The following is a 23,618-nucleotide window of genomic DNA, read 5'->3' on the forward strand; positions in this document are numbered from 1 at the left end:
GGGGCACCCCTAACCCGGTGTCCCCCCCGGCCCGCGGGGTTGCCCCCCCCCACCGACTGTAGCGGGTACAGAGTCAAGATCGCTCAGCTGAATGCGGTCGTCACCTGCTGTGGGGCCCGCCCGCCGGGAATCAGGTCGAGCAGGCCGGGGCCGATCTGGGCCGGGTTCGTCAGCACCACCGGACAGCCCGCTTCGGTGAGGGCGCGGCAGCCTGCGTATCCCCATCCGGCTCCGGCGAAAGCGGCCCCGGCCTGGAATGCGGCCCACCGGTCGGTGAGGGTGTCGCCGACGAAGAGCGCCGCGCGGGGTGTGGCGCCGAGGCGGGCCAGGGCCAGGAAGATGCCGTCGGGGGCGGGTTTGGGCTCAGCGTCCTCGCGGCAGATGGTGGTGTCCATCAGCTCGAAGACTTCCGGTGGCAGGAGCCAGGACAGGCGGCCTCTGGTCTGGAGGGTGACCAGGCCGGTGGCGGCCCCGGCGGCCCGCAGGGCGGTGATCCCGTCGACAACGCCGGGGAACAGGGTGGTGCCGGCGGCGGTGGCCAGGGCCGGGTTCCACCAGATCTCGCAGAGCTCGTCCGGGGCCGGGACGCCGAGTGCGGACAGAACCTCGACGCGCGGGGTGGTGATGGCGTCCGGCGGCAGGTCCGCGACCGTGACGCGGCGCCCGAGCGCAGCGGTGGCGACTCCGGCCAGGGTGGCCAGCATCGCGGCTTGGCTGTCCAGCAGCACCCCGTCCAGGTCGAACAGCACGACGGGCTTCATGACGCCGCCCCGGGCGAGGCGGGCAGGTCGTTTTCGTGCAGCAGCGAACCGAGGGCGATGCTGTGCTCGTCGAGCAGCATTTTTCCTCCCAGCGGTCGCTCCAAGATGCAGAGCGCGTCGGAGACGTGGCCTCCAGCGACCCTCAGGGCATGGGCCATGGCCAGCAGTTGGCCGCCGGAGCGGACTACGTCATCGATCAGGACGACGCGGCGGCCCTCCACCTGGGTGCCTTCGATCTGCTGCTGTGAGCCGTAGCGTTTGGGCATTCGTCGCAGGAAGGCGGCCGGCAGGCCGGTGGCCGCCGACAGGGCGACGACCAGCGGGATGCCACCGAGCTCCACCCCGGCCAGCACCTCGGCCCCGGCGGGGACCAAGGCGTGCATCGCCTTGGCAACGTCGTGCAGCAGCCGAGGGTCGCCGGCGAGCCGGAACTCGTCGAAGTACGAGTCCAGTACTTGGCCGTCAGCGAGGGTGAACGGGCCGTCCACGCAGGCAGCGGCGATCCGAGCCGACAGGGCAGCTGTGATGCTCGTGGTCCTGGTCACGCTTCCCCCTTTGCTGACGGGGACAGGTGGGCGAGTTCGGTGGCGAACAGTGCCGCCGAAGCGATGGGGGTGAGGAATCCCAGGGGCCTGGTGGGCGACTCGAAGAGCCAGCTCTCCCGCTTGAGGAAGGCCAGCAGACGAAGGGCGGTGGGGCCGGCGAGCCAGACCGGAACGGGGCGGATGTTGCCGGCGTAGTAGACGGCGGCGGTCAGTTCGTGCAGGGTGCCGATGCCGCCGCCCATCGCGACGACGAGGTCCGCGCGAGCAAGGTAGTGGTTCAGGCGGGCGCCGAGGTCGGGCAGGTGGAGTTCCCCGGTGATGTGCGGGTTGAAGTCGCCCCATTCCGGGTGCTTGTCCTTCAGGGTGACTGCGATCGCCTGGCCGCCCTTGGCAGCGGCGCCGTGGGCGGCGGCCTCCATCAGCCCGTTGTAGCCGCCGTGCAGGAGCGTGAACCCGGCCTCGGCCAGGGCCATGCCGATCTCCTCGGCCATCCGCTCTTCGTCCTCGGACGCGGGGACGACCCCGCCGAAGAACACCGCCGTCTTGCCTGTCGCCTCCGGTGTGGGTGTCATACCAGCTCCAGGTAGGTCCGGTACGCGGTGACGGCGTCGTGCAGGCCGTCCAGCGCACTGGGGCAGGCCCGTTTCGTCAGCGCGATCACCCGGTCCAGCGCGGCGTCGATGTCCGCCGCGTCCGGGACGGGCGGGGAGGTGACCGCCATCTCCAGGTCGGCCAGGCAGGCCCGGCCGATCGGGGTGAGTGCGATCTCCTCACGCAGTTGGTACCAGCCCCAGAACCGGGAAGTGGGGGCGAGCGCGGTCTTGATGAGGTCCTTGGTCGCGGTGTGCAGCAGGTGCCATTCGGCGTAGGCGATGAACCGCTGACCGCGCTGGATGCGCTTGTGCAGCAGCAACGCCAGCACCAGGTGCTCGATGAGCAGCTCGGTGCACGACTTCGGCCGCGCCCTCTGCTCGGCGACGCATTCCCTGGCCTGCCGGATCTGCGAGGTAGTCGTCTCCGACGGCTCACGTTCGAACAGGATCGCGCCGGCGACGCGACGGCGGATCGCGGGGACCTGCGACGCGGGAGCCAGGTACAGATCGATCTGGTGCAGTTTCCCGTCGTGCGGGACCAGGAAGACGAACCCGATCCCGCCCAGGTCCACGACGATGCTGTCCCGCCAGCCAGGCAGCAAGGCTCCGGCCTCGACGGCCATCAGGTCGTCCAGGGCCGAGATGAAGGCAGGCAGCGCGCCGTCGCGGATGCCGACGAGGAAGTCCACGTCCGAGAGCCGGTCCGCAGTGCCGGAAGCGAGCGAGCCGCGAACCAGCAGGTGGGTCACCGCCGGGGCGGCGACCAGCAGTTCGGCGGTGCGGGTGACCAGCGGCAGCTGCACCGGCCGGTTGACTTCGGCGAGTTCGGCCAGCCGCAGGTCGGGCGGGGCGGTGATGAGCGTGGCAGGCATGCGCAGTCCTTCCAGGAAGGGGTGCAGCGGATGAAGGGACCGTTCGCGTGTTCAGGCGGTGAGCGCGAGGAGCTTGGTCTTCGCCTGGGCCCAGCGGGTGCTGGACTCGGTGTCGCCGAGGCAGGTGTGCAGCTCGGTGATCAGGTCGTACGTGGTGCCCTCTGGCAGGGCGAAGGAGTAGAACAGGCGCAGCAGCAGCCGTTCGGCCGCCTGGATGTAGCCGAGGTCGGCCAGTCGCCGGGCGGCGGCGAGCCGGTCCGCCAGCACCGTCTGGGATGCCTCAGGCAGTACCTCGGCGTCCGGCGTCTCCAGCTCGGCCGGTCCGGCCAGGTTCCGATAGGCGTTATCCGCGTAGACGTCGGCGATCAGGTGGATCCGGTCCGGTCCCAAGAGGTTGCAGACCCCGTGCGCGAAGGTCGGGGTGAGCCGCCAGATCCGCCCGTCGGACATGTGGACCTTCGTGCCCCTGGTGACCAGGAAGGCGGAGGAGTTGGTGTGCAGCGGGATGTGCAGGCGGTGTCGCTCGGCGTGGGTGAGTTCGTCGTAGTCGCGGTGCTCCCAGAGGAACGCGTTTGCCTCCAGCCTGGCGAGCCGTACCCACATGTAGGAGAGACCCAGCTCGGCCAGCAGTTCGGCCGTGGCGGGCATCTGTTCCAGCAGGGCGGTGGGTTTCGCGGTGCAGTCGGTGATCGTGATGTCGGCCGCTTTGCCGGAGGCGTTCATCAGCGACGTCGTCCACCAGCCGCCCGACTGGTAGTCGCCGTACTCGGCCTTCCAGGGCGCCGGTGCGGTCAGGGCCTCGTGCCGCAGCCGCTCGACCCGGGTCGGCTCCAGCCTCACCAGCTGGGCGATCTGATCGGACAGCGCCCCAGTGGGCGGGTGATCTCCCATTCGTTTCCCTCTCACGTCTCATCGCCCCGCCCGGTGGGCAAGGGGCGGTGCAGGTTGGCGGTGGAGGGCGCTCGCGTCCGGCCGGTGTCCTCGCCTCGCGCTAGGGGGGAGCCCAGCCGGTGGGAAGGTGCGTCGGCCGGACGCGGCGCCTGGGCATCAGACTGGTCCGGCCGCGTTTGCGCTGGTAGTGAGAGATGCCTGCCCCTCATGGGCGGCGCTGTCGCCCGCTGCGGGCGGTGGGACCGCCCGCAGCGGGAAGGTTTGGCCAGTGCAGGGGTTAGGCAAGCAATCTTCGGCGGCGCATCCGGGACCTTGGTCCGCGCCCGGTGGGGAGGCCAACGTGACAGGCACGACACCGAGCAGTCCGGTCCATGACGTCTCCTGCGGGAGGCGCCTGCGGGAGCGCGCACTCGGCCGAGCTGGTTCGCCCGAAGTGGTGCCGCCCGAGTTGGTCGCGGCCATCACAGCGGAGATCGAGGCCCATTGTGGGCACCACCGCCTCAAGTGCCGTCGCCTGGCGATGGCCTGGACCGTCGCCCAGGCGGTGGAGGCCGCCCACGACCTTGTCGAACGCGAACAGCTCCCCAAGGTCGGGCTGGCCGAGCGATCGTGGAAGGACTGGGAAGCCGGCCACCCGCCCAGTCCGGACTATCAGGACCTGCTGTGCCGCCTGTTCGCCACCAATCCCGTGCAGTTGGGCTTCGCCAACGACTACTCACCGAGGTCCGCTGATCCACTTTGGAGCGGGTCCAAAGCGAGTGCGACACTCCCCGCAGGACGGGCAACTGCCAGCGAAACCAGCCCAAACACCAGGGCGGAGGTGGACGAGACGAAGCGTCGTGACGCGGTGAAACTCGCCGGACTGACCCTGGCCGCGCCGGCAGCCGCCGCACTCATCCTGGAACAAGCAGCCACCGAGGCCATGGAGTTCACTCGCCAGGCAGAGGCAACCGCCCTCGGCTCCGGCACCCTCGATCATTTAGATCTGGCTGTCACCGAGTTCAACCACGCCTACTCGCTCAAGCCTCCGCATCTGGTGTTCGACGCCATGCTGGACTACCGCCGCAAGGTCGACGCCATGCTGCGAGGCAGCCATACCCATCGGCAGGGCCGCGAGTTGTTCGCCTTCGCCGGCTGGCTCTCCGAGCTCCTGGCGTGGCTGGCTCACGACCTCGGCGACGCCAGGACCGGCCTGGCATTCGCCGCCGATGCCTTCACTCATGGACAGCAGGCCGGGCACGGGCAGCTGTGCGCGTGGGCGATGGATGCCGCCGCCTCCATCAACCTCTACCAGCACCGCCCTGCCAAGGCCCGCCAAGCCGCCCTCAAGGGCCTCACCGAAGCCCCGGCCGATCACCCCTTGACTGTGCGCTTGCACGCCCAGGCAGCTCGCGCAGCCGCCGCCGAAGGCGACGTCGACGGGTTCACTATGGCCTTCCAGGCCGCTGAGGACGCCTATCGGCTGCTGCCTCCCCGCCCGCCCCGGCGCTTCGGCATGGACGTCGCCCCGCTGGCCGAGTACGCGCTCACCTCGTACCCGGCGACCGCCTGCATCTGGCTCGGCCGGGCCGAGGCAGCCCGCGGCCATGCCGAGCACGCCCTGGCCGTCTACGAATCGGCGCCTGCGGCCTCCCGTTCACCCAGCCGTGAAGCCATCGCCCGCATCGACCTCGCGCTTGCCCATGCCCAACTCGGCGACCCCGACGACGCCGTGGTCCTCGGGCACCAGGCCTTGGACTCCGCCCGCGTCGTGGACTCCGTCCTGGGCCGGGCCGACGACCTCGCGGCCTTCCTCACCCGTCGCTATCCCCGGCAGACCGCTGTGGAGGGCCTGCGCGAACGCCTCACCGCAGCAGCCCCGTCGACCCGCTCCACGCTGCCCGCTGTCCAGTGAAGGAGAGCCCCGCAATGGCCGAGCCGGATGCCGACGAACGCGTGATCAACATCCGCAAGCCCTACCTGGAACTGATCGCCGAAGGCCGCAAGACCATCGAAGTCCGCGTCGGCTACCCCAGCATGCGCAAACTGACCCCGGGCCAGATGCTGCGGTTCACCTCAGGCGACGCCTCCGTCCGCACCCGTGTCACCAAGGTCAACCAGTACCCGTCCTTCGAGGCCATGCTGGACGCCGAGGACAACGCCACGATCGGCAGCGAGGACATGACGCGGGACGACCTGCTGTCCGCCTGCCACAACATCTACCCACCTGAGAAGGAAGCCCTTGGCGTCCTCGCCATCCACCTACAGCTCCTCCCCGACTGAAGCGCCACCGCGCGCAGTTCACCTATCCTGCTCACAGCCACGTGCTGAAGGGCCGGAGTGTTGCCCGGAAGATCGGCAACCGGCAGCCTGTCCGGCCCGCTGCCCCTTCCGTGATCGGTCGCAGCCTGGTGACAACTGGGCTCCCATTCCCTGTTGTCGCCCCCGCGGCACTCGTAGTAGTTGCGGACCACGCGGCCCACGTCCCACGAGCCGTCGGTGAGTGTGGCGGGGACCTCCTTGAGGGCAGTGGCCCATCGGGTGACGAGGTCCTCGGTGCTGCTTGCGTCAGTGAGCTGCCGGTAGAACCGGCCGTCGACGGTGCCGACGCGGTCGAGCAGCGGCGCGTGCAAGCGTTTTCAGGACGCCACCACAGCGGCGGCAGGGCACGACCACAACGCTGCGACGAAGCATGAGCACGGACTGAGAAGCCACCGGCAGGGGACCGCCCAAGTCGACGCAGCAGTGGCCCTCAGACGGCACAGTTTGACGGGCCCGGTGCCGACATGGCATTGACGATCAGGATGATCAGGAGGGAGCGCAAGATGGGCAGGAAGGACGACGAGTGGGACCCGGACGAGAACAGGGACCAGGTCACCGACCCCGATACGCAGGTCTCCCAGAACGGTAACGTCTACAGCAGCATGGCCGACGATGAGGAGCGCGAAGGGAAGTAGCGCATGGTCCACGGCGAAAGCTTGGCGAGAGACCTGCACCGGGACCATGGGTTCGTACACATCGGGCGCACCAAAGACGGCAATGCCGTGATCATGCGCAAGGGTGAACGATGGACCGTCGTGCCACTTCGGTGGCTCACCAGTGACGCCGTGGACACCATCAAGGCGCAGGCCGGAATCAGTCTCCTCTGATCCGGGCCACCACCCCATACCGGCCCCCGCTCACCGACGCCCCCGCCGGGCAGGCCGACCCGCATAGGCGATGACATAAACGCTCGCCAGCAGGACCCCGAGAATGCCGATTCCGAGGCAGCCGAGGATCTCCCAGATCCCCGCGCCTTCGATCACCGCTCTGATCGCCCCCGCGATCCCTCCGACGGCCGCGACGATTCCCAGCAGCAGCGTGCGGTGGCCCTGGAGCAGAGGCGGAGGCCGCTCCTGCAGTCTGCGCACCCAGGACTGGGTCCGACGACGCGCTCCGGCGGAGTCGTCATTCATCGGCGCTGCTTCCATGGGTGGGCGCTACTTCCATTTCACCGGACGGCTGCCCGGGTCTCTCGGGGCGACGACCTTGGTGTCCTTGGTTTTGTCCCGGTCGAATTCGCCGGGCGGCGTGTAATAGTAGTCCACCGCGGTGGCCACGAGTGCGACGGGCCAACCGAACACCTTGCTGCCGAATCGGCCAAGCAGGTTGACGGCCGAGGGCTTTCGGTGTCGTCCGCCGCCGCCGATGTTTTTCTCCAGGCCCTTGCTCACCTCTCCGGCGGACCATGACGGGGTACCGCCCATGAGGTAGTCCCAGCCTTTGCGGTAGTCCCCGTGCAGGAAGGAATCCGTGCTGTTGATCCAGGAGCGGTAACTCAGGAATTCTGCCGCCGGTTTGACGGTGCTGCTGCCGAACTTGTCCGGCCGGGTGTACTCCTCCGAGTCGATCTGGACCTTTGCCTCGGCCCGGGCCTCGTCCACGGTCCGGTACACCGCATGGCGGGCGAAGTTGTGGCTGTCGTTGCCATGGCTCTTCCCCAGTGCCTGCGCGACGCCACCGTCGATCTCCTCCGCCTTGGCTATCAGGCTGTTGATGCGGTCTTCGAAGGTCTGCTTGGCCTGCATCTCCTCCGGTTTCGGCGGGGTCGTGCCACAGATCGCGAACTCGCAGCCGACGGTGCCGTCCCGCTTGTCCATGACCACAAAGCCGCGCTTCTGGGCATCCGACACCGCGGTCTTCAGGTTTGTCTGGGCCCACTCGAGGTCGTCATGCGCCTGGCTGAGCACGGTCCAGATACTCTGCGCCTCGGTATGGGCAGCCCGGAACTCATCGGCGGTCTTGCGCACAAATGGCTTGGTGACATCGGAGTTGGCGCCTTCCCAGCGTGCGGCATCGGAGTGTTTCGCCATTCCGTCGTTGGCGTCCTTCGCCAGCCCGTCGAGCCGGCTCACCATGTCCTTCCATTCCGCCACCGCCTCGCCCAGGTTTTCCAGGGGCAGTTGGAGGAGATCGTCATAGGTCAGCTTGGCCATGCCGTGGTCCCTGCCCCGCTAATCGAAATACTTGGAGATCTCGGAAACGGACACCGCGCTGCCGTCGCGGTGCCGCAGTGACGCGGCGATCTGGGCATCGTCCTCGGCATGGGTGGCCTTGGTGAAATCCAGGTGGTTGGAAATGTGCGCGCACGCCTGCATCAGCGTCTTGACCTGGTCGCCCCACACCGTGACGGCCGCGCTCAGCGCACTGCCGGTGGCGAAGTTGTGTTGTCCGAGGACTCGGGCCGCCTTGGCGGTCACCCCTTCTCCCCCGCCCCGGGCGACATCCGCGGCCTTCCCCAACCGACCATGCAGTTCGAAGGCGTCATGGCCGACCCGCCCCAGATCGTCCTGATGAACCACCAGTCGATCCTGGGAACCACCACCGGCACCATTCAGCCGCATCCGGGTGGCGGTGTCGGCCTTGAGCCGGGCCCACTCATCGTTGAACGCCACGCTTCCGCCCTCACTGGCACCGATGGCAACCCTGTGGCGTAGTCACATCCGCCACACCAGTTCTGGACGCTAACAAGAGGGCACATGCCTCTCACCCCCTCTTAGCGAGACCTTGACGTCACCATTCCGCTCCTCGTGCCCGTTATCCGGACAGCGATCTTTGGCCAACGGACAGTTTCCGGCCAACTTGCCGTCGCACTCCTGACATGTCCATGTGGTCGGTGGCACTCTGCACCTCGACCGACGTTGGACACCCCCCACAGCACCGCACCCCCACCTCCTCACCTCGGCCAACTACCGCAATTCTGCGCAATCTCCACTTGTTCTGCCGTGTTCAGCCCGGGCGGCCGGCTCGGCCGTCCGGCCGTCCGGCCATGCACCCACCTGGCGTGGCCGCCGCAGAAGGAGTCAGTGTGAGATCCACCCCCCAGAGATCCACCACCAGGAAATCCGGCTCCCGCCAACGCGCCATGGCCACCGGTGCGCTGGTCGCCGCCACCGCGTTGATCACCGTCGGAGTGCAGTCGGGTGCCGCCAACGCCGGTACGGACCAGGCGAAGCGGTCCGCACCCCAGCAGAAGATCGCCAAGTCGGACCCCGGCGCCCAGCCCGCGAAGCTGTCCCCCTCACAACGCGCGGAGCTGATCCGCGACGCCAATGCGACCAAGGCGCAGACCGCCAGGACCCTGGGCCTCGGGGCCAAGGAGAAGCTGGTCGTCAAGGATGCCGTCAAGGACAACAACGGCACCCTGCACACCCGTTATGAGCGGACCTACGACGGGCTGCCGGTCCTCGGCGGCGACCTGGTCGTCGACGCGACCAAGGGCGGCACCATCAAGACCGTCGCCAAGGCGAACAAGGCCCGGCTGGCGATCGCCTCGACCACCGCCTCCTTCGCCGCCTCCGCCGCCGAGAAGGACGCGGTGAAGGCCGCGACCGCACAGGGATCCAAGGCCAAGAAGGCCGACATCGCGCCCCGCAAGGTGATCTGGGCGGCCAAGGGCACCCCGGTCCTGGCCTATGAGACCGTGGTCGGCGGCCTCCAGGACGACGGCACGCCCAACCAGCTGCATGTCATCACGGACGCCAAGACCGGGAAGAAGCTGTTCCAGTTCCAGGGCATCAAGACCGGCACCGGGAACACCCAGTACAGCGGCCAGGTCACCATCGGCACCAGCGGCAGCTATGAGCTCAACGACCCCACCCGCGGCGGCCACAAGACCTACGACCTGCAGCACGGGTCGTCCGGCACCGGCACGCTGTTCACCAACTCCACGGACATCTGGGGGGACGGCACGGTCAACGACCCGGCCACCGCCGGGGCCGACGCGCACTACGGCGCCCAGCTCACCTGGGACTACTACAAGACCGTGCACGGCCGCAGCGGCATCCGCGGCGACGGGGTGGGCGCATACAGCAGGGTCCACTACGGCAGCAGCTACATCAACGCCTTCTGGGACGACAGCTGCTTCTGCATGACCTATGGCGACGGCGCCAATGACGCCAAGCCGCTGACCTCGATCGACGTGGCGGCGCACGAGATGACGCACGGTGTCACCTCGGCGACGGCCAACCTCACCTACAGCGGTGAGTCCGGCGGCCTCAACGAGGCCACCTCCGACATCTTCGGCAAGTCCGTCGAGTTCTGGGCCAACAACCCTGCCAGCCCGGGCAATTACTTCATCGGGCAGAAGATCGACATCAATGGCGACGGCACCCCGCTGCGCTACATGGACAAGCCCAGCAAGGACCGCCGGTCCAAGGACAGCTGGTACTCCGGCATCGGCGGCGTGGACGTGCACTACTCCTCGGGCCCGGCGAACCACTTCTTCTACCTGGCCTCCGAGGGCAGCGGTCCCAAGGACATCAACGGCTTCCACTACGACAGCCCGACCTCCGACGGGCTGCCCGTCACCGGCATCGGCCGGGACAATGTGGCGAAGATCTGGTTCAAGGCGCTGACCGAGAAGATGCGGTCCAACACCGACTACGCGGGTGCGCGGGACGCCACCCTGTGGGCGGCCGGCGAACTGTTCGGCGTCGGCAGCGACACCTACAACAACGTGGGCAACGCCTGGGCGGCGGTCAATGTCGGCAGCCGGCTCTCCACCGGCAGCGGCGTCAACATCACCGCACCCGGTGACCAGACCACCCAGGTGAACACGGCGGTCTCCCTGCAGATCACGGCAACCAGCTCCAACCCCGGCACCCTGAGCTACTCGGCCACCGGGCTGCCCGCCGGTCTGTCGATCGGCTCCTCCAACGGGCTGATCTCCGGCACCCCGACCGCCACCGGCACCAGCAATGTGGCGGTGACGGTGAAGGACTCCGCGGGCAAGACCGGCAGCGCGTCCTTCAAGTGGATCGTCAACGACTCGGGTGGCGGGAGCGTCTTCGAGAACTCGACCCAGGTACAGATCCCGGACGCCGGTCCGGCGATCACCTCGCCCATCGTCGTGACGCGCAGCGGCAATGGGTCCAAGACCCTCAAGGCCTATGTCGAGATCAAGCACACCTACCGCGGTGACCTCGTGGTCGACCTGGTGGCCCCCAACGGCAAGACCTGGCGGCTGAAGAACTCCGACGCCTGGGACTCGGCCGCGGATGTCACCGAGACCTACACCGTGGACGCCTCCGCCGTGCCGGCCAACGGCACCTGGAAGCTCAAGGTGCAGGACGTGTACTCGGGTGACACCGGCTACCTCAACAAGTGGCGGCTGACCTTCTGAGCTGACACTCGCGCCCTGTTGAACCAGGCGCCGTCCGGGGTGAGGACAACTCCCCCGGGCGGCGCCTTCTCATGCCCGCCTTGTCCGTTTCACCCTTTATTCCGCACTCATCATGGAGACTTGAGGAAATCTTTACCGCCTCTCTCATCACTTCAGCCTCACCGACCACAGTTTTACGCACGCAGGTTCGATACAACTGTGTGGCTTGTCCGTGATCAATCCGGACCAACAGCCCCATAGCGCGTAGGAGCACGAGTGCGTACATCCCGAATACCCCGTTCCGGTCACCGTCGTCCGGCGGTTGCCGTGAGCGCGGCCTCGATCGCCACGGTCCTGCTGGCCGCCGGCTTCACCGCCGCCCCGGCCCAGGCCGCCGACGGGACGGATGACCCCGCCAAGGCTCTGCACCTGGGCGCCAAGGAGAAACTGATCCCCCGGGACACCATCACCGACCCGGACGGCACGGTGCACACCCGCTATGAGCGCACCTACGACGGACTGCCCGTCCTCGGCGGCGATGTCGTCGTCCACCAGGCCAAGAAGAACGGCGAGATCGAGGACGTCGACAAGGCCACCAACGCCGCCATCACCGTCCCCACCACCAAGCCCAAGGCCGCGCCCCCGGCGGCACGGAACTCCCTGGCCGCCAACGTCGCACCTCGCAAGGTGATATGGGCCGCTGAAGGCAAGCCCGTCCTCGCCTACGAAACCATCATCACCGGTGTACAGCCGGACGGCACCCCCAGCCGAGTGCGCCTCATCACCGACGCCACCACCGGCAAGAAGCTCTCCGAAACCCAGGACATCGACAACGGCACCGGAACCGGCGAATACAACGGCAAGGTCACCATAGGCACCGTCAAGGCCGGCGCCGGGTACCTGATGAAGGACACCGCCCGTGGCGGCCATCAACCGTTGAACGCCCGGCACAAGTTCGAGGAGGACGGCCCGGACTTCAGGAATTCCACCGACAAGTGGGGGGACGGCAAGCCGGGCACTGCGCAGACCGCTGCCGTCGACGTGCAATACGGCGCGGCCGTGAGCTGGGACTTCTACAAGAACGTATTCGGCCGCAAGGGCTTCAAGAACGATGGCAAGGCCAGCCGCACCCTTGTCCACTACGGCAAGAAGTTCGCCAACTCCTTCTGGGACACCTACTGCGAATGCATGGCCTTCGGCGACGGCAAGGACGACAAGCACCCCGTCACCTCCCTCGACCTGGTGGGCCATGAGATGACCCATGGCGTCATGCGCGCCACGGCCGACTTCAAGAACTCCGGCGAGTCCTCGGGGCTGAGCGAGGGCACCTCCGACATCCTCGGCACCGCCATCGAGTTCTACAACGCCAAGAGCCACAAGTACCCGGCCAATTACCTGATCGGTGAGCAGGTCAACCTCACTGGTGACGGCAAGCCGATGCGCTACCTGGACAAGCCCAGCAGGGACGGCAAGTCCGCCGACTACTGGAGCCCCAAGGTCGGCAAGCTCGAGGGGCACAATTCCTCGGGCGTGGCCAATCACTTCTTCTATCTGCTCGCCGAGGGCAGCGGCAAGAAGACCATCAACGGCATCAAGTACAACAGCCCCACCTACAACGGCAAAAAGGTCACCGGCATCGGCCGCGAGGCCGCGGCGAAGATCTGGTACAAGGCCCTCACCACGTATATGACCTCCACCACCGACTACAAGGGCGCCCGCTCGGCGACCCTCAAGGCCGCCAAGGCGCTCTACGGCCGGAACAGCACCCAGTACCGGACGGTCGCCGCGGCCTGGACCGCCGTCAACGTCAGGTAACCGACCGGGGACCTCAACGCCCCTGACATGGACGGGCGTTCGTCAAGGCAGGCCAGCTGCCGCGATGGTGGAATATGCAATTCCATCTCATTCACCCCTTAACTCCCTTTTCATTAAGCGAACTTGACGAAATCTTTATCAAACTGCCGTCACTCCAGTCCCGATATTCCCGGCGAGACGTACGCAAGTTCGATCAAAATGGCGCGGTCGGTCGTGATCCCACGGCCGGCGCCCCCAAAGACCAGGAGCATGATGCGCACGTCCCGAATAGCTCGTTCCGCCATCCGCCGCCCCGCGGTCGCCGTGAGTGCGGCCTCGATCGCCACGGTCCTGCTGGCCGCCGGCTTCACCACTCCGGCCCAGGCCGCCGACGGCACGGACGACCCGGCCAAGGCCCTGCACCTGGGCGCCAAGGAGAAGCTGATCCCGCGCGGCGTCATCACCGACCCGGACGGCACCGTCCACACCCGGTACGAGCGCACCTACGACGGACTGCCCGTCCTCGGCGGCGATGTCGTCGTCCACCAGGCCAAGAAGAACGGCGAGATCGAGGACGTCGACAAGGCCACCGAGGCCACCATCAAGGTCCCCACCACCAAGGCGAAGATCGCGCCCCCGGTGGCGGAGAAGTCCGCCATGTCCTTCGCCAAGTCCACGGACAAGGGCGGCAAGTTCGCCAAGGACAAGGCGCCCCGCAAGATCATCTGGGCCGCCCAGGGCAAGCCCGTGCTCGCCTATGAGACCGTCGTCGGCGGTCTGCAGCACGACGGCACCCCCAGCCAGCTGCATGTCGTCACCGACGCGGCCACCGGCGCGAAGCTGTACGAGTACCAGGCCATCGAGACCGGCACGGGCACCAGCGAGTACAGCGGCCGGGTCAAGGTCGGCAGCGTCAAGATCGGCAAGCTCTACTACCTGCGCGACAACCCGCGTGGTGGCCAGCAGGTGTACAACGCCCAGCACCGGGAGGACGGCACCTTCCCGCCCTTCAGCAACTCCCGTGACACCTGGGGCAATGGCAAGCCGACCATGGCCCAGACCGCCGCCGTCGACGCCCAGTACGGTGCCGCCACGACCTGGGACTACTACAAGAACGTCTTCGGCCGCAAGGGAATCAAGGGCGACGGCAAGGCCGCGCGCTCCTTCGTCCACTACAGCAATGGCTACGACAACGCCTTCTGGAACGACGACTGCTTCTGCATGGTCTATGGCGACGGCAAGGACAACAAGCACCCGCTGACGTCCCTCGACATCGCGGGCCATGAGATGACCCATGGCGTCACCTCGGCCACCGCCAACCTCCGGTACAGCGGTGAGTCCGGCGGCCTCAACGAGGCCACCTCCGACATCTTCGGCACCGCCGTCGAGTTCTACGCCAAGAACAAGACGGCTCCCGGGAATTACTTCCTCGGTGAGAAGCTGGGCAGGCCGATCCGCTACATGGACAAGCCCAGCAAGGACGGCGACTCGCCCGACGCCTGGAACTCGCGTCTCGGCCAGCTCGACCCGCACTACTCCTCGGGCGTCGGCAACCACTTCTATTACCTGCTCGCCGAGGGCAGCGGCCGGAAGAGCATCAACGGCTTCCAGTACAACAGCCCCACGGCCAATGGCAAGAAGGTCACCGGCATCGGCCGGGATGCCGCCCAGAAGATCTGGTACAAGGCCCTCACCACGTATATGACCTCCACCACCGACTACAAGGGCGCCCGCTCGGCGACCCTCAAGGCGGCCAAGGCGCTCTACGGCACCAAGAGCAAGCAGTACAAGACGGTGCAGGCCGCCTGGGACGCGGTGAACGTCAAGTAGCCCCATCTTGTTGAGCGGTGGCCGGAGAACGCTCTCCGGCCACCCGACGGTCCGGTCACCGTGGCGCGAACGCCGGTCAGCGCATCAGCACCCCGGCCGCCTCTCCCGTGGCCTCCGGTGGCACCGCCACCAGTCCCAGCTCCGCGCCGCTCGCCAGCAGGCGGTGCGCGGGGAGGATGCGCACCGTGTAGCCGAAGGGGCCGGTGCGGTCGAGGGTGAGGGGGCCCTCGTAGAGGCGGCGGCCGTCCAGGCCGGGGGCACCGGTGGGCTTCAGCGGGACGGCGGACGTGCCGGTGAGCCGGTCGGCCTGGTCGACGCGGCCCGCCACGGCCTGGACCTCGACATCGGAGGGGTCGAGGTCACCGAGGCGGACGCTGACCCGGAGCGAGAGGGTGGCGCCGAGTTCGGCGGTGCCGTTGAGGGGAGTGTCGGAGAAGGCTTCGACATGGTCGATGGAGACGGCCGGCCAGGCGGAGTGCACCCGGGCCTTCCAGGTGGCGAGTTCACGGGCCGCGTCGGGGGCCAGTGCTCGCTGGGCCTCGGCGGCGGGGCCATAGAGCAGTTCCACATATTCACGCACCATGCGCCCCGCGAGGACCTTCGGTCCCAGGGTGGCCAGGGTGTGGCGGACCATCTCGATCCAGCGGCCGGGCAGTCCATCCGGGCCCCTGTCGTAGAAGCGCGGGGCCACCCGCTGGGCCAGCAGGTCATAGAGGGCGGCGGCCTCCAGGTCGTCGCGGCGGGCGTCGTCCATGGAGTCGCTGGCGGAGCCGTCGGCGGTGGGGATGGCCCAGCCGAAGTCCGGCTCGTACCATTCATCCCACCAGCCGTCCAGGACGGACAGGTTGAGACAGCCGTTGAGGGCCGCCTTCATCCCGGAGGTGCCACAGGCCTCCAGCGGGCGCAGCGGGTTGTTGAGCCAGACATCACAGCCGGGGTAGAGCCTCTGGGCCATGGCCATGCCGTAGTCGGGCAGGAAGACGATGCGGTGCCGCACCCGGGGGTCGTCGGCGAAGCGGACCAGTTCCTGGACGAGGCGCTTGCCGCTGTCGTCGGCGGGGTGGGCCTTGCCGGCGACCACGATCTGGATCGGGCGTTCGGGGTCGAGGAGCAGCCCGGCCAGGCGTTCGCGGTCGCGGAGCATCAGGGTCAGGCGCTTGTAGGAGGGGACCCGCCGGGCGAAGCCGATGGTGAGGACGGCCGGGTCCAGCACGCCGTCGATCCAGCCGAGTTCGGCCGTGCCGGCACCGCGCTCGCGCCAGGAGGCGCGCAGCCGCTCGCGCACCTCCTCGACGAGGTGCTCGCGCAGGGTGCTCCTCAGCTCCCAGATGTCGGAGTCGGGGATGTCCGCGACCGAGTCCCAGCGCTCGGAGCCGCCGATGGTGAGGGCGTCCTCGGCGCGGCTGACGCCGATCTGCCGGGCGCCGAGGCGGAAGACCTCGGGGGCCACCCAGCTGGGGGCGTGAACTCCATTGGTGATGGCGGTGATCGGCACGTCCTCGGCGTCGAAGCCCGGCCACAGGCCGGCGAACATCTCCCGGCTGACCCTGCCGTGCAGGGTGGAGACGCCATTGGCGCGCTGGGCCAGGCGCAGCCCCATCACGGCCATGTTGAAGAGTCCCGCCTCGCCGCCGGGGTAGCTCTCCACGCCGAGGGCGAGGATCCGGTCGGCGTCGATGCCGGGCAGCTCCGCGCCCTCGCCGAAGTGCCGGGCGACGAGTTCGCGGTCGAAGCGGTCGATTCCGGCGGGGACCGGCGTATGGGTGGTGAAGACGGCGCCGGCCCGGACGCTCTCCAGTGCGGAGTCGAAGTCCGCGCCCCGTTCGGTGAGTTCGCGGATGCGCTCCAGGCCGAGGAAGCCGGCGTGGCCCTCGTTGGTGTGGAAGACCTCGGGCGCGGGGTGGCCGGTGAGACGGCAGTAGGTACGGACCGCACGCACCCCGCCGATGCCCAGCAACATCTCCTGCAACAAGCGGTGTTCGCTGCCTCCGCCGTAGAGCCGGTCGGTGACATCGCGCTCGCCGTGGCCGTTCTCCTCGACATCGGAGTCCAGGAGCAGCAGGGGCACCCGCCCGACCTGGGCGCGCCAGATGTGGGCGCGCAGCGAGCGGCCGCCGGGGAGGGCGAGCGAGATGCGGCTGGGGGTGCCGTCGGGTTCCCGGAGCATGGACAGCGGGAGTTCATTGGGGTCGAGCAGGGGATAGTGCTCCTGCTGCCAGCCTTCGCGGGAGAGGGACTGCCGGAAGTAGCCGTGCCGGTAGAGCAGTCCGACGCCGATCAGCGGGACGCCCAGGTCGCTGGCGGACTTCAGATGGTCGCCGGCCAGGATGCCCAGGCCTCCGCTGTACTGGGGAAGGGCGGCCGTGATGCCGAACTCGGGCGAGAAGTAGGCGACGGCGGCCGGGAGTCCGGGCGGCTGTTCCTGGTACCAGCGGCGGCCGGTGAGGTAGTCCTGCAGGTCGTCGGCGGCGGCCGCGAGCCGGCGGCGGAAGCGGCGGTCGGCGGCGAGGGTGGCGAGGCGGGTGGCGGAGACGGCGCCCAGCAGCCGCAGCGGATCGCCGTCGGCGGCCCGCCAGCCCTCGGGGTCGAGGGTCTGGAACAGCTCACGGGTCTCGGGGTGCCAGGACCAGCGCAGATTGCGCGCCAGCTCGCTGAGCGGTCGTAGGGGCTCCGGAAGGACGGGGCGCACGCTGAATCGACGAATGGCCTTCACCCGCACGACGGTAGCGGTGCGGCACCGGCGGTTCGGGGCCAAGCCGCCAAGTGCGCTCTTACGCCTGAACCGATGCTGCGGCAACGTCAGCCGCAGCGCGCGTAGTTGACGTCCGACGAGGGGTGGGCAGGTGTTGCTGCGCTGGTACGACCCAGAAATACGTCCCGCGTCCACCAGCAGTGTCTAAGGCCAGAAGTCGCTGCGACCTTCGAAGGCTTTGCCAGGGCGCGTTTCCCCCGTCCGGCTGTTGGCCACCCCGCTTCGTCACGTTGCAGCCCGTCGGCCCGGCGAGCAGACTCCGTACGGGTGACGGTGGTGGGGCATCCCTCCTCAGGCGGTGCCATGGGAACTACGCACCGGTAGTTCGTACGGTGCGGGCATGCCTGCCCGGGCCTGATGGGAAAGCTCCCCCGGTATACAGAAACGCCCGTCCGTCATCTTGGCCGCCATCCGGATTCCGCTTCGCTTCCGTTTCCGCCCACCCGGGTGACGCGGGCCGGAGCGGTCATGCCCGCGCACCGCCGACGGCCGGCGAAGCGGATAGAAAGAGCAGAACTCGCCAGATCCCGAGCCGGTCCTCCGGTTTCCGTCGAACTCCCAGGTGATTCCATGATCGGTCGCATTCCCGTCCTGGACCTCGCCCCCCTCGTGGACTGCGGCCGCAGACCCGCGAAGGCGGTGGTGGGCGAGACTTTCGAGGTCACCGCCACCGTGTTCCGCGAGGGCCATGACGCCGTGGGGGCGAATGTGGTGCTGCGGGACGCGGCGGGCCGCTGTGGACCCTGGTCTCCCATGCGGGAGTTGGCCCCGGGCACGGACCGCTGGGGCGCGGAGGTCACCCCGGACTCGGCGGGCCGCTGGAGCTACGCGGTGGAGGCCTGGAGCGATCCGGTCGGCAGTTGGCGCCAGGCCGCCCGGATCAAGGTACCGGCCGGGATCGACACCGAGCTGGTGCTGGAGGAGGGCGCCCGGCTGTACGAACGGGCCGCCACCGGGGTGCCCAAGAACGCCGGCCGGGAGGCGGTGCTGGCCGCGGCGGACGCGCTGCGCGCCGCGCACCGCCCGGCCGAGGAGCGGCTGGCCGCGGCCCTGGCCGCCGAGGTCACCACGGCCCTGGCCGCCCACCCGCTGCGCGAACTGGTCACCACCACCCGGCCGCTGCCGCTGCTGGTCGAGCGGGAACGGGCGTTGTTCGGCTCCTGGTACGAGCTGTTCCCGCGCTCGGAGGGCGCGGTGCTCCCCCGGGACGGACGGCCGCCCCGCGGCGGTACGTTCCGCACCGCCGCCCGGCGCCTCCCGGCGGTCGCGGCGATGGGCTTCGATGTCGTCTACCTCCCGCCCATCCATCCCATCGGCACCTCCTACCGCAAGGGTCCCAATAATGCGCTGAGCGCCGGGCCTTGCGATGTGGGCAGCCCCTGGGCGATCGGCTCGGCCGAGGGCGGGCATGACGCGGTCCACCCGGAGCTGGGCACCCTCGCCGACTTCGACCACTTCGTGGAGCGCGCGCGCGAGCTGCGCCTGGAGGTGGCGCTGGACTTCGCGCTGCAGTGCTCCCCCGACCATCCCTGGGTCGACAAGCACCCCCAGTGGTTCTACCACCGGGCGGACGGCACCATCGCCCACGCCGAGAACCCGCCCAAGAAGTACCAGGACATCTATCCGCTCGCCTTCGACGAGGACTTCGGCGGCATCGTCCGCGAGACGCTGCGCCTGCTGCGCTTCTGGATGGACCACGGGGTGCGGATCTTCCGGGTGGACAATCCGCACACCAAGCCGGTGGTCTTCTGGGAGCGGGTCCTCGCGGAGCTGGGCCGCACCGACCCCGATGTGGTCTTCCTCGCCGAGGCGTTCACCCGGCCCGCGATGATGCGCACCCTGGCCGCGATCGGCTTCCAGCAGTCGTACACCTACTTCACCTGGCGCAACACCAAGCAGGAGCTGACCGATTACCTCGGCGAGCTCACCGGGGAGGCGGCGGCCGTGATGCGGCCCAACTTCTTCGTCAACACCCCGGACATCCTGCACGCCTACCTGCAGGAGGGCGGCCGGGCGGCCTTCGAGGTACGGGCGGTGCTCGCGGCCACGCTGTCGCCGTCCTGGGGCGTCTACGCCGGATACGAGCTGTGCGAGAACGTCCCCGCGCACCCGGGCAGCGAGGAGTACCTGGACTCGGAGAAGTACCAACTGCGGCCCAGGGACTGGGAGTCGGCCGAGCGCGAGGGGCGCAGCCTGGCCCCGCTGATCACGGTGCTCAACCGGCTGCGGCGGCGCCATCCGGCGCTGCGCCGGCTGCGCGGCCTGCACTTCCACCACGCCGACAACGACGCGGTCATCGCCTATTCCAAGAGTTCCGGAGGGTCCCGCGGCAGTTGTGTGCTGACCGTCGTCAACCTCGACCCCCACCACACCCAGGAGGCGATGGTCTCGTTGGACATGGCGGCGCTCGGCCTCGACTGGCACGAGTCCGTCCCGGTGCGCGACGAGCTCACCGGAGAGACCTATCACTGGGGCAGGGACAACTATGTGCGCCTTGAGCCGGGCCGATCGATCGCGCCCGCGCACGTATTCTCGCTGCGACCGTCCTCACCGATCGGAGGGTCACCCACATCATGATCGTCAACGAGCCCGTACCGGACACCTTCGAAGACACTCCCGCCAAGGACCTGGATCCCGACTGGTTCAAACGAGCGGTGTTCTATGAGGTCCTCGTACGCTCCTTCCAGGACAGTGACGGCGACGGCATCGGCGACCTCAAGGGGCTGACCTCCAAGCTGGACTATCTGCAGTGGCTGGGCGTCGACTGCCTGTGGCTGCCGCCCTTCTTCCGGTCCCCGCTGCGGGACGGCGGCTATGACGTCTCCGACTACACCTCGGTGCTGCCGGAGTTCGGCGACCTGGCGGACTTCGTGGAGTTCGTGGACGCGGCGCACCAGCGGGGCATGCGCGTCATCATCGACTTTGTCATGAACCATACGAGCGATCAGCACGACTGGTTCCAGCAGTCGCGCACCGATCCCGACGGCCCGTACGGCGACTACTACGTCTGGGCCGACGACGACAAGCAGTACCAGGACGCCCGGATCATCTTCGTCGACACCGAGACCTCGAACTGGACCTTCGACCCGGTGCGCAAGCAGTACTACTGGCACCGCTTCTTCTCCCACCAGCCGGACCTCAACTACGAGAACCCGGCGGTGCAGGAGGAGATCCTGGCCGCCCTGCGGTTCTGGCTGGATCTGGGCATCGACGGCTTCCGGCTGGACGCGGTCCCGTACCTGTTCGCCGAGGAGGGCACCAACTGCGAGAACCTGCCCCGCTCGCATGAGTTCCTCAAGCGGGTGCGGGCCGAGATCGACGCCCACTACCCGGACACCGTGCTGCTGGCGGAGGCCAACCAGTGGCCGGAGGATGTGGTCGACTACTTCGGCGACTACGCCAAGGGCGGCGACGAATGCCATATGGCGTTCCACTTCCCCGTGATGCCGCGCATCTTCATGGCCGTGCGGCGCGAGTCGCGCTATCCGGTCTCCGAGGTCCTGGCCAAGACCCCGGCCATCCCCTCCCGCTGCCAGTGGGGCATCTTCCTGCGCAACCATGACGAGCTCACCCTCGAGATGGTCACGGACGAAGAGCGCGACTACATGTACGCGGAGTACGCCAAGGATCCCCGGATGCGCGCCAACATCGGCATCCGGCGCCGTCTCGCCCCGCTGCTCGACAACGACCGCAACCAGATCGAGCTGTTCACCGCCCTGCTGCTGTCGCTGCCGGGCTCGCCGATCCTCTACTACGGCGACGAGATCGGCATGGGCGACAACATCTGGCTGGGCGACCGCGACGGGGTGCGCACGCCCATGCAGTGGACGCCCGACCGCAACGCCGGTTTCTCCTCCTGCGACCCGGGCCGACTCTACCTTCCGACCATCATGGATCCGGTCTACGGTTACCAGGTCACCAATGTCGAGGCGGCCATGAGCAGCCCCTCCTCGCTGCTGCACTGGACCCGCCGGATGATCGAGATCCGCAAGCAGAACCCGGCCTTCGGGCTGGGCTCGTACACCGAACTGACCTCCAGCAACCCCGCGGTGCTGGCCTTTCTGCGGGAGGCTCCGCCAACTGGGGACGGCGGGGACGACCTTGTTCTCTGCGTGAACAACTTCTCCCGCTTCGCACAGCCGACCGAGCTCGATCTCCGGACCTTCAACAACCGCCACCCCGTGGAACTCATCGGCGGGGTGCGCTTCCCCGCCATCGGTGAACTGCCCTATCTGCTGACCCTGGCGGGGCACGGCTTCTACTGGTTCCGGCTGCGCCGCAACGCCCCCACGGCCGTACCGGCCACCTGAGCACCCCGCCCCAAGGGGTTCCGGGTCCTCGGACCCGGGGCCCCGGAGACCTCCCCGACCGTACGGACGATCCTCGTCCGACACGTCCCGCACCGCGCACCAGACAAAGCCGCAATCCGGGACACTTTGCCCAATCTGTCGTGTGCCCCGGGGAAAGGACGCGACGCCATGTCGGATGCCGCACCACTCCCTCACCTCACCGACACCGCCACCGACCCGCTCGACTCACTCGTCCCGCTGCTCACCCAGTGGCTGCCCCGGCAACGCTGGTTCGCCGGCAAGGGCCACCCCATCACCGGCTTCACCCTCGTCGCGGCCACCGAACTCCTCCACCGCACCCCCGGCGGCAACTCCCCCGGCCTGCTGCACCTGCTGGTCCGCGCCCGGCAGCCGGGCCCCCGGGCGGCGGACCACACCGACGACTGCTACCAGCTGCTGCTCGGCGTCCAGGACGTCCTGCCACCCCAGCTCGGCCCCGCGCTCATCGGCCGCCCGGCCGACGGACCGCTGCGCGGCCGCACCCTCTACGAGGGGCTCGCCGACCCCCGCCTCGCCTCGCTGCTCCTGGAACGGCTGCGGTCCCCCGGACGGCTCGGCCCGCTGCGCTTCAGCCGGGAACCGGAGACCGCCATCCCATCCGGCCTCGCGCCCCGCCTGCTCGGCGCCGAGCAATCCAACTCCTCGACGGTGTACGGCGACACCTACATCCTCAAGCTCTTCCGCCGGGTCGGCCCCGGCACCAACCCCGACCTCGAACTGCCCCGCGCACTCGCCCGCACCGGCTGCTCCCGGGTGCCCGCACCCGCCGCCTGGTTCGAGGCGGAACTGCCGGACGCCCACCCGGAACCCCTCACCCTCGGCGTGCTCCAGCCCTATCTGCCCGGCTCCGCCGACGGCTGGCAGCTCGCCCTCGGCGCACTCGCCGTCCAGGCCGAGTTCACCGCCCCCGCCCGCGCCCTCGGCCATGCCACCGCCGAGGTGCACCGCGCGCTCGCCGGAGCACTGCCCACCGTCCTGCTGCGCCGCCCCCAGCTGGAACGGCTCGCCACCGCGATGACCCACCGGCTGGACCTCACCGCCGACGCCGTCCCGGCCCTGCGCCCCTACCGGTCGGCGCTGCGCACCGCATACGACGAGCTCGCCCTCCTCGGCCGCGCCGGGCACACCCGTCCCGCCCAGCGCATCCACGGCGACCTGCACCTGGGGCAGACGCTGCGCACCGCCGAGAACGGACGCTGGTCCCTGATCGACTTCGAGGGGGAACCCGCCCGCCCACTGGCCGAGCGCCGCCAGCCACAGCCCGTCGCCCGGGACATCGCGGGCATGCTGCGCTCCTTCGACTATGCGGCGGCGGTGGGCCGGGCCGGCGGCAGCTGGGCCGGGCGGGCCCGGGACGCCTTCTGCGAGGGGTATGCGTCCGTCCACCGCGATCCCCGTGAGGACCCTCGCCTGCTGCGCGCGCACGAGACGGACAAGGCCGTCTACGAGGTCCTCTACGAGGCCCGCCACCGGCCGGACTGGCTGCCCGTCCCGATGTCCGCGATCCGCAGGCTGGCCGCCCAGGCCGACGGCCCGGACCGGGCGGCGGGCGGAGCGTAGCGGACGCCCCCTCAACTCACCAGCGACGACACCCACTTGGGAGGACCACC

General features: G+C 68.8%; 19 protein-coding genes. 10 read left to right on the forward strand and 9 right to left on the reverse strand.

The window, feature by feature from the left end; genetic code table 11:
• Positions 1–83: 83 nt before the first annotated feature.
• Genes ABCR83_RS27030 through ABCR83_RS27050 form a run of 5 tightly spaced genes read right to left on the reverse strand, consistent with a single transcriptional unit; the run spans position 84 to position 3,662 of the window.
• On the reverse strand, positions 84–761 hold the full coding sequence (locus ABCR83_RS27030) for an HAD family hydrolase (RefSeq protein WP_462697815.1): 678 nt from the start codon (positions 759–761) through the stop codon (positions 84–86).
• The gene (locus ABCR83_RS27035) at positions 758–1,306 is read right to left on the reverse strand and encodes an orotate phosphoribosyltransferase (protein WP_462697816.1); all 549 of its coding nucleotides are present in this window, start codon (positions 1,304–1,306) and stop codon (positions 758–760) included. The genes ABCR83_RS27030 and ABCR83_RS27035 overlap by 4 nt, the downstream gene beginning before the upstream one ends.
• Positions 1,303–1,878 carry an SLOG cluster 4 domain-containing protein gene (locus ABCR83_RS27040; protein ID WP_462697817.1) on the reverse strand — a complete coding sequence of 192 codons (576 nt, stop codon included), beginning with the start codon at positions 1,876–1,878 and terminating at the stop codon, positions 1,303–1,305. Before ABCR83_RS27040 ends, ABCR83_RS27035 begins: the two co-directional genes overlap by 4 nt.
• On the reverse strand, positions 1,875–2,771 hold the full coding sequence (locus ABCR83_RS27045; RefSeq protein WP_462697818.1) for a nucleotidyltransferase domain-containing protein: 897 nt from the start codon (positions 2,769–2,771) through the stop codon (positions 1,875–1,877). Before ABCR83_RS27045 ends, ABCR83_RS27040 begins: the two co-directional genes overlap by 4 nt.
• A 51-nt stretch (positions 2,772–2,822) precedes the next feature.
• On the reverse strand, positions 2,823–3,662 hold the full coding sequence (locus tag ABCR83_RS27050) for an aspartyl/asparaginyl beta-hydroxylase domain-containing protein (RefSeq protein ID WP_462697819.1): 840 nt from the start codon (positions 3,660–3,662) through the stop codon (positions 2,823–2,825).
• Positions 3,663–4,002: 340 nt separating this feature from the next.
• Between ABCR83_RS27050 and ABCR83_RS27055 the strand changes: the two genes are divergently transcribed.
• The 4 genes from ABCR83_RS27055 to ABCR83_RS27070 all read left to right on the forward strand — a co-directional run bounded on the left by ABCR83_RS27055 (position 4,003) and on the right by ABCR83_RS27070 (position 6,790).
• Positions 4,003–5,556 (forward strand): tetratricopeptide repeat protein, encoded by a 1,554-nt coding sequence (locus ABCR83_RS27055; protein WP_462697820.1) that lies wholly within the window; start codon positions 4,003–4,005, stop codon positions 5,554–5,556.
• A gap of 14 nt (positions 5,557–5,570) precedes the next feature.
• Entirely contained in the window at positions 5,571–5,924 is a 354-nt protein-coding gene (locus ABCR83_RS27060) for an ASCH domain-containing protein (protein WP_462697821.1), read from the forward strand.
• 542 nt (positions 5,925–6,466) lie between these two features.
• On the forward strand, positions 6,467–6,598 hold the full coding sequence (locus tag ABCR83_RS27065; protein ID WP_462697822.1) for a hypothetical protein: 132 nt from the start codon (positions 6,467–6,469) through the stop codon (positions 6,596–6,598).
• A 3-nt stretch (positions 6,599–6,601) separates the two neighbouring features.
• Positions 6,602–6,790: a hypothetical protein gene (locus ABCR83_RS27070; protein WP_462697823.1), complete on the forward strand. Its 189-nt coding sequence runs from the start codon at positions 6,602–6,604 to the stop codon at positions 6,788–6,790.
• A gap of 30 nt (positions 6,791–6,820) precedes the next feature.
• On the opposite strand, the gene ABCR83_RS27075 is transcribed toward ABCR83_RS27070, so the two are convergent.
• The 3 genes from ABCR83_RS27075 to ABCR83_RS27085 are packed head-to-tail and all read right to left on the reverse strand — an operon-like array spanning position 6,821 to position 8,575.
• Entirely contained in the window at positions 6,821–7,096 is a 276-nt protein-coding gene (locus ABCR83_RS27075) for a hypothetical protein (protein WP_462697824.1), read from the reverse strand.
• A 24-nt stretch (positions 7,097–7,120) separates the two neighbouring features.
• The gene (locus tag ABCR83_RS27080; RefSeq protein ID WP_462697825.1) at positions 7,121–8,116 is read right to left on the reverse strand and encodes a hypothetical protein; all 996 of its coding nucleotides are present in this window, start codon (positions 8,114–8,116) and stop codon (positions 7,121–7,123) included.
• Positions 8,117–8,134: 18 nt separating this feature from the next.
• Complete coding sequence (locus ABCR83_RS27085) at positions 8,135–8,575, reverse strand: hypothetical protein (RefSeq protein ID WP_462697826.1); 441 nt, start codon at positions 8,573–8,575, stop codon at positions 8,135–8,137.
• 413 nt (positions 8,576–8,988) lie between these two features.
• Here ABCR83_RS27085 and ABCR83_RS27090 point away from each other — a divergent pair, with 413 nt between their 5' ends.
• The 3 genes from ABCR83_RS27090 to ABCR83_RS27100 all read left to right on the forward strand — a co-directional run bounded on the left by ABCR83_RS27090 (position 8,989) and on the right by ABCR83_RS27100 (position 14,907).
• The gene (locus ABCR83_RS27090; RefSeq protein ID WP_462697827.1) at positions 8,989–11,304 is read left to right on the forward strand and encodes a M4 family metallopeptidase; all 2,316 of its coding nucleotides are present in this window, start codon (positions 8,989–8,991) and stop codon (positions 11,302–11,304) included.
• 306 nt (positions 11,305–11,610) lie between these two features.
• Complete coding sequence (locus ABCR83_RS27095; protein WP_462697828.1) at positions 11,611–13,098, forward strand: M4 family metallopeptidase; 1,488 nt, start codon at positions 11,611–11,613, stop codon at positions 13,096–13,098.
• 249 nt (positions 13,099–13,347) lie between these two features.
• Positions 13,348–14,907, forward strand: coding sequence for a M4 family metallopeptidase (locus tag ABCR83_RS27100; RefSeq protein WP_462697829.1), 1,560 nt, complete (start codon positions 13,348–13,350; stop codon positions 14,905–14,907).
• Positions 14,908–14,983: 76 nt separating this feature from the next.
• Here the strand turns inward: ABCR83_RS27100 and glgP are convergent, their stop codons facing one another.
• Positions 14,984–17,620 (reverse strand): alpha-glucan family phosphorylase, encoded by a 2,637-nt coding sequence (gene glgP / locus ABCR83_RS27105; protein WP_462697830.1) that lies wholly within the window; start codon positions 17,618–17,620, stop codon positions 14,984–14,986.
• Between the two features lie 609 nt (positions 17,621–18,229).
• Between glgP and ABCR83_RS27110 the strand changes: the two genes are divergently transcribed.
• From ABCR83_RS27110 to ABCR83_RS27120, 3 genes are all read left to right on the forward strand, one after another.
• Complete coding sequence (locus ABCR83_RS27110) at positions 18,230–20,236, forward strand: alpha-1,4-glucan--maltose-1-phosphate maltosyltransferase (protein ID WP_462697831.1); 2,007 nt, start codon at positions 18,230–18,232, stop codon at positions 20,234–20,236.
• Positions 20,233–21,969: a maltose alpha-D-glucosyltransferase gene (gene treS, locus ABCR83_RS27115; protein ID WP_462697832.1), complete on the forward strand. Its 1,737-nt coding sequence runs from the start codon at positions 20,233–20,235 to the stop codon at positions 21,967–21,969. Before ABCR83_RS27110 ends, treS begins: the two co-directional genes overlap by 4 nt.
• 168 nt (positions 21,970–22,137) lie before the next feature.
• Positions 22,138–23,568: a maltokinase N-terminal cap-like domain-containing protein gene (locus ABCR83_RS27120; protein ID WP_462697833.1), complete on the forward strand. Its 1,431-nt coding sequence runs from the start codon at positions 22,138–22,140 to the stop codon at positions 23,566–23,568.
• Positions 23,569–23,618: the final 50 nt, after the last annotated feature.

Source organism: Streptomyces xingningensis, assembly GCF_054957865.1.